Raw genomic sequence first — 8,443 nt, forward strand, 5'->3', positions numbered from 1 at the left:
TTAGGCAATAGCATTTGAAACGAATGAAAAGACTATTTTTTTCATATAGTTGTCGCATAGTTTCAATTTTACCATAAATAATTATTGGGAAACTTCAGATGTAGATTTGAAATGGGTAAAGTGATTTCTCATGCGATTGCATTCGTGCGGGCTCTTAACCGAAGGGGGTAATGGCTTAAGCGAATGCCATTGAGTGATAGGGCTGGCTCCCTATGGCAAGCTTAATCAGGAACTTTATGAGTTGTTGTCAGCTACAATTTCAGTACAGGGTTTTGATTGCCAGCATAGTTCAAAAAACCTGTTTGCCAGTATCGCAGACCTGGAGAATTTTAAACGGCTTGATCAAGACCCAATAGAGAAAGCGGCTGATCTGGCGTTTACGGGGCAATATTTTTTTGCTGAATTGATGACTAAGTTGTTGCAGCATCTACAGCAACAGACGGGTAGCAAAAACCTCACTCTGGGTGGCGGTTGTGCTTTAAATTCAGCCTTTAATGGACAGATACAAGATCGTACCGACTTTCCCCAGGTATTTATTCCTTCTGCTCCTGCTGATGATGGTACTGCGCTAGGCGCTGCTTGGCTTGCTTTGCATCATGATCAGCCTGATTTAGCGCTAGCAAATTCAGTTGTTAAATCACCTTATTTAGGATCGATAATTCCTGATAAGGCGGTCAAAAACTTAATTCGTTATAATCGATCCCTGAATATTCAGCATTTACCGGATAGTATCTGTGCAACCACTGCTAAATTATTGAGCAAGGGACAATTGGTCGGCTGGATACAGGGTAGGGCAGAATTTGGCCCGCGCGCACTGGGTAACCGCTCGATTCTAGCTGATCCAAGATTTGCTGCGACCAAAGATAATATTAATCAAAAAGTTAAGTTTAGGGAAAGCTTTCGACCGTTTGTCCCCTCGGTTTTGCATCAGCATGCCGATAATTTTTTTGAATGCTATCATGAATCCCCTTATATGGATAAAACACTACGTATTCGAGCTCATATGCAAGATCGAATAGCAGCCGTCTGTCATGTGGATGGTACAGGGAGACTGCAGACTGTCAAACAGGAGTGGAATCCGCGGTTTTATCAATTGATCAACTGTTTTTATCAGCAAACTCAGATTCCGATGCTTTTAAATACTAGTTTTAATGTGATGGGCAAACCACTAGTTCATTCGTTGGAGGATGCTCTTGCTGTTTTTTTAAGTACTGGTCTGGATGCGTTGGTTGTTAATGATTATTTAATATGCAAGCCCTACGATGAATAAGTATAAGCATGCTTTTGATCCTGCCTTAGCTGAGTTATATACCCAGTCATTTGAGGGTGAGTCAGTGCAATGGGAAAATAATGATATTGATACCCGGAAATTGTTTTATCAGCTGAATCAGTCTGGGAATAATCAGGATGTTATGCATAACGCTTATGCTTTTATCGTTCAGCGAATAAAGGCGCTTGATTTTGGGTGTTCGGCTATAGAATTAAATGATGACCCTCTGGGTTCATTAAAGACTCCTGCAATTCCTCCCTTATCAGAGACATTGCAGACACAGGATAATCTGTATACATGTATTAATCAGACTGCGGCGATCCAGTTAACGCAAGTCTGCTGGTTACAAAATATATAGCCAGTCTGATATTGCTGTGCAACTGATGTCACTTAATTTGCAGCTTGCAGGAGCAGGATGTGAGGGAACAAATATACAACAGTTATACCGTGCGCTAATTCTGACTAGTGGTCATGAACCCCCCGTTCTACATAGTTATGATTATAGCCAGCAACCTGAAGTGGTCCCGGAAGTATACGATTTTGCAGTTGTCCAGCTTGCTCTGACACGCTTTCCCCGGGTGTTGTTGCCTGAAATTCTTGGTTTTACTCTAGCTTATTGTCAGACCCCTACTTTACTTGAAGTATGTTTCCCGCATCAGCAACAGGCACTGCCTTTTTTTAAACTTCATAGGCAGTTGGCAGAAAGCCAATTGCAGCCTTTACGCTCTTGTATATTGAATTATCTGGGGCTATTTCCCGAGCAACAACAACCGCTTTGGCAGCGGGTACAGAAAGGTTTCTGGCTGTATCAGCGGCAAATGCAAATCTGCAGGGATGGCTTGCAAAAGAAAATGGCCACGCCCAGGACAGCGCGACAGGCTATGGTCCAGCTGTTACTAGATAAAGCACCAGTAGCCATTGGTCATCATCAGAAAGTTCAGTTGCAGGGTAAAACTCTGGACTTATGGTTTGCCGGGCTGCCTGCTAATGGTAATGAGTTTTTGTTGGCATTAACTCAATCAGAATATGTTAATAAAAAGAGCCCACAACATAGTCGATTGTTGGTGCTGTTTGATTTTAAAGGACCTATGTTTGGAGTGCTTGATCAGTCTGAAATAGATATTATAAAAAACTGGTTGAACAGTGGACTTGAAGAAGGCTCTCCAGAGGCGATTGAAGAGCAGCAAAAAATAGTAGTAAGTAATAATAATCTTGCATCGGTAAGCAGGCAGTTGCAAAAAAAATATGTAAATTTAAGTAACCGAGAATTGTATTATTATCTGGTCAATGCCGATTTGTTTCCAGATGTGTTGCCAGTTGCTCAGGCGAAGGTGCGGAACAGGTTGCGCGCTCGAGCTTTGTTTAACCCCCTGCCTTTTAAACACTACAGTCATCAACAGTTTGATGCTTATATAGATACTATTTACCAGCAGGAAATAAGCGCTTATCAACCATTACAAGGTAAACCAAAGATTTCCAGGGATGCCTATATTTGGGGGGCTGGAGCAGATAGCTCCTATGATTTTGATTGATGGTTGCTGGTTACAAAATAGCCAGGTATTGCAAAGCATTAACCCGGGTATTAGTGATATTCTGTTTAATATTTATTGTGATGAGATAGGTAATGGGCAACTGGAGAAAAACCATCCCTATATTTTTCAACAGTTACTGGAAAGTTTGTCCATCATGCTTCCGCCAGCACATAGTAACGCATTTGTTAAGCATTCAGGCTTTATGAATAGTGCTTTCGACCTGCCGGTTTATATGTTGACGTTATCCAGTTTTTCTGAAAAATTTTTGCCGGAATTATTAGGCTTGAATATGGCTATCGAATTAAGTGGTCTGGGGAAGGGGCATATGAGGCTGGTTGATGACTGGAAATACTGGGGGATCGATCCGGGTATTGCTAATATTCATATTTCTATTGATAACGCCGCATCGGGACATACTTTTATGGCAAAAAAAGCCATTAAGCTTTATATGGACGATATTTTGCGTAGCACTGCAGATCAGACAGTACTAGACAAACACTGGCGGCGAATCTTTAGTGGTTATGCATCATTACGCTTTGTTGGAGGACGATTCAAACTGGGTTTGCCGATCTGGTATTTAATTTATAAGTTCAGGGGGCAAAGGTAGATGAAGTCGAGTATTCTGAGTTTAATCAATGAGGTCAGTAATGTTTGACCATTTAAAATATTTAAGCAGCTTTTTTTTACCAACTTGTGTCGTGGTGTTTTTATATACTGAAGTTTCCCAATTATTGAGTAGCTGAAATACACAATGCTGGACAGTTCTAATTCGGTGAGTTCTTTTTTTCCTTGGCGGATAGTTTTTGGGTCACACTCTAATAAAGCTGAAATATAGTTAACGCCACCATGAGATAATTTTTCACTTTCAATGGCGGCATACCGTCGCTTATTTTTTTCACAAAGTGAGTCATAAAATTTCTTCATCGACTTTTCGATATTTTTTTTATAAGGAAATGACATAAGACAACCACTGAGTAATAAATTAAGATAACCTTAATTTAGGGGAGATATTTCATTATTCAAGCTTGGCTGCTTCAGGAAGTTATTTCGTGCACATTCCTAAACTGGATACCTGGGCTGATTTGGCGACTTATTTGAGCATTGGCTTTGGTACCTGGTGGCTCTGGTCGGAAATTGTTCACCGTGAAGACATTTATCTGTATATGATTATTGCCTGTTATCTGATTCCCGCATCTCTTGGGGTAATTAAGTTCGGTGTATATCCCAGTTATCATACCTGGGGAGTGAAGATCGCTGCTGTTTCCCTAGGTGCTTCGCTATATCCACTGTTTCTCGCCGATATAGCATGGCCACTTAGGGTCTCAGTGTTTGTTTATGTCGTAGCTGCTCTAGAAGAGGTGGCTATTACCTTGTGCTTAAGCAAGCCGCAATCGAATGTTGGCACAATATGGCATGTCTTACATAAGCAATAAATATACGGCTAATATGCATGAATGCCATTATGTTATAAGTACTTAAATATAGAGGAGCAATAATATATTGTTCCCTCTCTATGCTAGTTTTTCTATTTCCGATAATAAAAATTCAGCTTCTTTTTGGGTTTTTCGTCTATAAAATATAAACCGCCAGCGACTTCCACCACACTGTCTCCAAAGCATCGCAGAGCGTATGCCAGCGAGTAATAAGGCTCTGATTTTGTTGATTACATCAGGGGCTGATAGATAAGCCTGGTCACCGTTTACCATAATGCGGGGGTTAAAGGTGCTTATCGTGGTGTGGTAAATATCAGCTAAATTTGCAATCACATTTTCATGGTTACTACCAAAGTGCTCGCTTTGTGCCTGAGCCATTTTTATTTTATTTTGTACCTTAGATTGCATTTCCGCATTATCAGAAAATTTACGCTCTAAAAAAACCAGTGAGGCGGAGTATCTAGCTTGATCAGGGTTAGAGATTCTATTGCTACTAAGCTGGCTGTTTAATTGCTCTAAACCTGTCTTAATACCTGCCAGGCCGCCATAAATATCAACAGGGTTGTCTGCGTTCAGGGATAATAAGCTGTTGAGGCTAGATTGCATAGCCTCTTTATCGGCTCTACCTGTAGTCGCAAGTTGATGCACCAAATGGCTTGCCTGCGCTATTCCTGCAAGTGCAATGGTTTGATAGGTTATTGTTTTGAAAGACATAGAATTAGCAAGTTTGAGTGGGAGCACATGATGTTTCAGTCGGACGCTTTTCTTTTATCCATGATGAAATACCATTTTGTAGATGAGAAACATTAGACATGTCTAGTTTGTCCGTTAAATAATGACCTACTCTTCCGCTACGACGTCCTGACTGACAAACTAATATAATTGCCTGGTCGGGAGAGGATTGTAACTGTTTAACTGTTGCAAGCCATTTATCCGCATCAAATTTGCCATTTTTATCAAAGAATTTCACCGGGTGACTACCGGGAATAATGCCAGTTCTCTGCCATTCTGCGGGTGTGCGAATATCGATAACTAAAGCATCTTGAGTGAGTTTGTTATTTACTTCGTTGGTCGTCAGGTTAATGAGTTCAGCAGCTATCAGAGTTTTGCTGCTAAAGATAAATAAAAAAATGAGAGCGTGTTTAATGGACATTCTAATAAATAGTGTATGAAAGTTAAAGAGGGTGTAAATTATTAACCAGAACAGGGTTTATAATCAATTTATATCATGATTAATGTTTATTAGTCGAGTATGATGTGGAGCTAATAATTAACAAAATTGGAGTCAAAATGACCACAAAAGTAGAACTCACAGTAACAGGAATGAAATGTGGCGGCTGTGAAAACACAATTAAGGAAGCTCTGACAGGTAAAGACGGTATTATTTCTATCGATACTAGTCACGGTGATAACTGGGTAGCCGTTGAGTTTGATGAGGCCATTCTGGAAGAAGACGATGTGATTGAGCTGATTGAAAATGCCGGATTTACAGTCGAAGACTAACTATTTCAGGTGGTCTTAAGCTAGAGAGAGAAGAGCTATGAGTGAAGAAAATAACCCTCAAAATTCAGATAATATTGAACTTGAAGTTCGCTTGTCTGTCCTTGGTATGAGTTGCGCTGGATGTGTCGGTGCTGTAGAAACTGCATTAAACACCGTATCAGGTGTTACTTCTGTCGTTGTCAATTTTGCGGATCACTCGGCAGTTGTCAAAGGTGAAGTTGATCCTGACTTGCTGAAAAAAGCACTCAAAGATTCGGGCTATGACGGTGCTGTCATGGAAGGCTTCGAAGATCCTGCTGAGCAGGAAGAGCAGGAAATGGCGCGTTATAGACAATTAGTGCGTAAGGCAAGCGTTGCGGCAGTAGTTGGCGTGCCATTAATGATTGTCGGGCATTTTGGTGGCGTTCCTGATATAGGTTCGGAAACAGGTAATTGGTTCTGGCCTGAAGTTGCATTGGTTACATTAGCTATTTTGGTTTATTCAGGTGGGCATTTTTTTGTTGGTGCAGTAAAGGCATTACGTGCCGGACAGGCGAATATGGATACATTAATTGCCTTGGGCACAGGCTCTGCCTGGCTCTATTCGTGTGTGGTTATTGATTATTCTGAATATTTACCCTCTCTTTCCGCGCATGCGTATTTTGAAGCAGCGATTATTATTCTGGCCTTTATTAATTTTGGTGCCGCACTGGAAACCAAAGCGCGAGGAAAAACTTCCAGCGCGATTCGTGCCCTGATTGGCTTACAACCTCGTACAGCCAGAGTGGTCAGAGATGGACAAGAACTAGATATACCCATTGAAGAAGTGGGTTTAGGAGAAACCTTAAGAGTACGCCCGGGCGAAAAAATTGCCGTAGATGGTGAGCTAATAGAAGGACACTCTACTGTTGATGAATCTATGTTGACTGGTGAATCCCTACCCGTAGAAAAAGTAGAAGGTGCCAGTGTTGCTGCAGGAACAATGAATCAGCAGGGTAGCTTTTTGTACAAGGCAACCCGTATTGGCCGTGATACGGCTTTGGCGCAAATTATTAAAAGTGTACGCCAGGCTCAAGGCAGTAAACCTGAATTAGCTAAATTAGCTGATAAAATTGCCAGCATCTTTGTCCCTGTCGTTGTTTGTATTGCTATCCTGACTTTTAGTATCTGGAGTATCTGGGGGCCTGATCCAGCATTAGGCTATGCATTTGTTACCGCTATGACTGTATTGGTAATTGCCTGTCCTTGTGCTTTAGGTCTGGCGACTCCCATTTCTGTCATGGTTTCAGTGGGGCGCTCGGCGCAGTCGGGAATTTTAATTCGTAATGGAGATGGTTTGCAGGTAGCAGGCAAAATCAGCACCTTGGTACTGGATAAAACGGGCACAGTAACTGAAGGAAAACCAACGGTATCGACGGTTGAGGCGCTGGCTGACTATTCTGCAGATGAAGTTTTGCGATTTGCAGCAAGTATTGAAAAAGGCTCTGAGCATCCTTTAGCATCAGCTATTATGAATGCTGCGACAGAAAAATCTTTAAAATTAACGCGCGTGAAAAAATTTACTGCGGTTGCAGGGCATGGCGTGTCGGCAATGATTAAAGATCAGGCTGTGTTATTTGGTAACGAAGCGTTGATGCAAGAGCAAGGAGTTAGCTTTGAGGCTTTTGCAGATAAAATGCTGGCACTATCAAAGCAAGGGCAAACTGCTATGTTTTTAGCGGTAGATAAGCAAGTTGTTGGTATTATCGCTGTGGCTGACCCGATTAAAGCTGATTCGGCTAAGGCCATTGCAAATCTGCAAGAGCAGGGTGTACGCGTGTTAATGGTAACTGGTGATAATGCTGTTACTGCGGCAGCCATTGCTAAACAAGCGGGTATTACCGAAGTACGTGCACAAGTTCTACCCGATGATAAGGCTGCGATTGTAAAAGAACTACAGCTAGCAGGACAGGTTGTCGGTATGGTTGGAGATGGTATCAATGATGCACCTGCTTTGGCGCAAGCTGATGTCGGTATCGCTATTGGTACGGGGACGGATGTCGCGATAGAAAGTGCAGATATTGTGATCTTGCAGGGTTCATTACTAAAAGTGCCTGAGGCAATGCTGTTATCTAAAGCGACGGTAGCAAATATCAAACAAAATTTATTTGGCGCGTTTATTTATAACTCACTCAGTATTCCTATTGCTGCGGGCCTGTTATACCCAGTATTTGGTATTTTATTAAGTCCAATGATTGCTAGTGCAGCAATGGCAATGTCATCTGTGACGGTAGTTGCCAATGCCAACCGTTTACGCTGGATGGATTTGAATGACACCGGTACAAAAGATTATAAACGACAGGCTTTAGAGCTGGTTGATGCTTTTAAAAAGAGTTTAGCCTAAGCTGGGGCGTTTGCTTTTTCCGTGTTCTATGTTTGTAATAGCAAGTGCAACTTGCTATCTGAAGTTTCCCAATTATTGAGTAGCTGAAATACACAATGCTGGTGTATCGAGGTTTATTTTAGGTGGTTTTGCCATGTTTATAGCAAACCCCTCGCTGTCAGCCCCGGATGGGCTGATAGTCTCCAGAAGGCGCAGGGTTGTTGCCAATCCGAAGCGCGCGAGGGAGGCTAAAATTTTATCCCGAATAGCCGTAGAGCCATTTGAGGTAGCCATGACTGAGCTGCTTTGTGCTCAGTCTGTGGCGGACGCAGGGCGGCTGGAGCATCTCCTATTCGCTGCGTAG

11 protein-coding genes are annotated in these 8,443 nt (G+C 42.0%); 7 read left to right on the forward strand and 4 right to left on the reverse strand.

Annotated elements, in window-relative coordinates; translation table 11 throughout:
* Positions 1 to 193: 193 nt before the first annotated feature.
* Genes CDZ78_RS12080 through CDZ78_RS12095 form a run of 4 tightly spaced genes read left to right on the forward strand, consistent with a single transcriptional unit; the run spans position 194 to position 3,409 of the window.
* Complete coding sequence (locus CDZ78_RS12080; protein WP_087870238.1) at positions 194 to 1,270, forward strand: carbamoyltransferase C-terminal domain-containing protein; 1,077 nt, start codon at positions 194 to 196, stop codon at positions 1,268 to 1,270.
* A complete protein-coding gene (locus CDZ78_RS12085; protein ID WP_087870239.1) occupies positions 1,263 to 1,628 on the forward strand; it encodes a hypothetical protein in 366 nt (121 codons plus the stop codon). Before CDZ78_RS12080 ends, CDZ78_RS12085 begins: the two co-directional genes overlap by 8 nt.
* A gap of 16 nt (positions 1,629 to 1,644) precedes the next feature.
* Positions 1,645 to 2,802 carry a hypothetical protein gene (locus CDZ78_RS12090; RefSeq protein ID WP_140414031.1) on the forward strand — a complete coding sequence of 386 codons (1,158 nt, stop codon included), beginning with the start codon at positions 1,645 to 1,647 and terminating at the stop codon, positions 2,800 to 2,802.
* The gene (locus CDZ78_RS12095; protein ID WP_167374281.1) at positions 2,789 to 3,409 is read left to right on the forward strand and encodes an iron-containing redox enzyme family protein; all 621 of its coding nucleotides are present in this window, start codon (positions 2,789 to 2,791) and stop codon (positions 3,407 to 3,409) included. Before CDZ78_RS12090 ends, CDZ78_RS12095 begins: the two co-directional genes overlap by 14 nt.
* Here the strand turns inward: CDZ78_RS12095 and CDZ78_RS12100 are convergent.
* Positions 3,385 to 3,762 carry a hypothetical protein gene (locus CDZ78_RS12100; RefSeq protein WP_087870242.1) on the reverse strand — a complete coding sequence of 126 codons (378 nt, stop codon included), beginning with the start codon at positions 3,760 to 3,762 and terminating at the stop codon, positions 3,385 to 3,387. The two genes, CDZ78_RS12095 and CDZ78_RS12100, sit on opposite strands and share 25 nt — an antisense overlap.
* A gap of 89 nt (positions 3,763 to 3,851) precedes the next feature.
* Here CDZ78_RS12100 and CDZ78_RS12105 point away from each other — a divergent pair, with 89 nt between their 5' ends.
* Positions 3,852 to 4,235, forward strand: a complete 384-nt coding sequence (locus CDZ78_RS12105; RefSeq protein ID WP_087870243.1) for a hypothetical protein — start codon at positions 3,852 to 3,854, stop codon at positions 4,233 to 4,235.
* A 78-nt stretch (positions 4,236 to 4,313) separates the two neighbouring features.
* On the opposite strand, the gene hflD is transcribed toward CDZ78_RS12105, so the two are convergent.
* Positions 4,314 to 4,976, reverse strand: coding sequence for a high frequency lysogenization protein HflD (hflD, locus tag CDZ78_RS12110; RefSeq protein ID WP_307190496.1), 663 nt, complete (start codon positions 4,974 to 4,976; stop codon positions 4,314 to 4,316).
* Entirely contained in the window at positions 4,954 to 5,388 is a 435-nt protein-coding gene (locus tag CDZ78_RS12115) for a rhodanese-like domain-containing protein (protein ID WP_087870245.1), read from the reverse strand. The genes hflD and CDZ78_RS12115 overlap by 23 nt, the downstream gene beginning before the upstream one ends.
* Positions 5,389 to 5,525: 137 nt before the next feature.
* Here CDZ78_RS12115 and CDZ78_RS12120 point away from each other — a divergent pair, with 137 nt between their 5' ends.
* Both CDZ78_RS12120 and CDZ78_RS12125 read left to right on the forward strand, forming a co-directional pair.
* Positions 5,526 to 5,738 (forward strand): heavy-metal-associated domain-containing protein, encoded by a 213-nt coding sequence (locus CDZ78_RS12120; protein WP_087870246.1) that lies wholly within the window; start codon positions 5,526 to 5,528, stop codon positions 5,736 to 5,738.
* A 37-nt stretch (positions 5,739 to 5,775) separates the two neighbouring features.
* On the forward strand, positions 5,776 to 8,100 hold the full coding sequence (locus tag CDZ78_RS12125; RefSeq protein WP_087870247.1) for a heavy metal translocating P-type ATPase: 2,325 nt from the start codon (positions 5,776 to 5,778) through the stop codon (positions 8,098 to 8,100).
* A 72-nt stretch (positions 8,101 to 8,172) separates the two neighbouring features.
* On the opposite strand, the gene CDZ78_RS21280 is transcribed toward CDZ78_RS12125, so the two are convergent.
* Positions 8,173 to 8,373, reverse strand: coding sequence for a hypothetical protein (locus tag CDZ78_RS21280; RefSeq protein ID WP_140414032.1), 201 nt, complete (start codon positions 8,371 to 8,373; stop codon positions 8,173 to 8,175).
* Between the last annotated feature and the right edge of the window lie 70 nt (positions 8,374 to 8,443).

The sequence above is a fragment of the Bathymodiolus platifrons methanotrophic gill symbiont genome, assembly GCF_002189065.1.
Lineage (GTDB): Bacteria > Pseudomonadota > Gammaproteobacteria > Methylococcales > Methylomonadaceae > Methyloprofundus.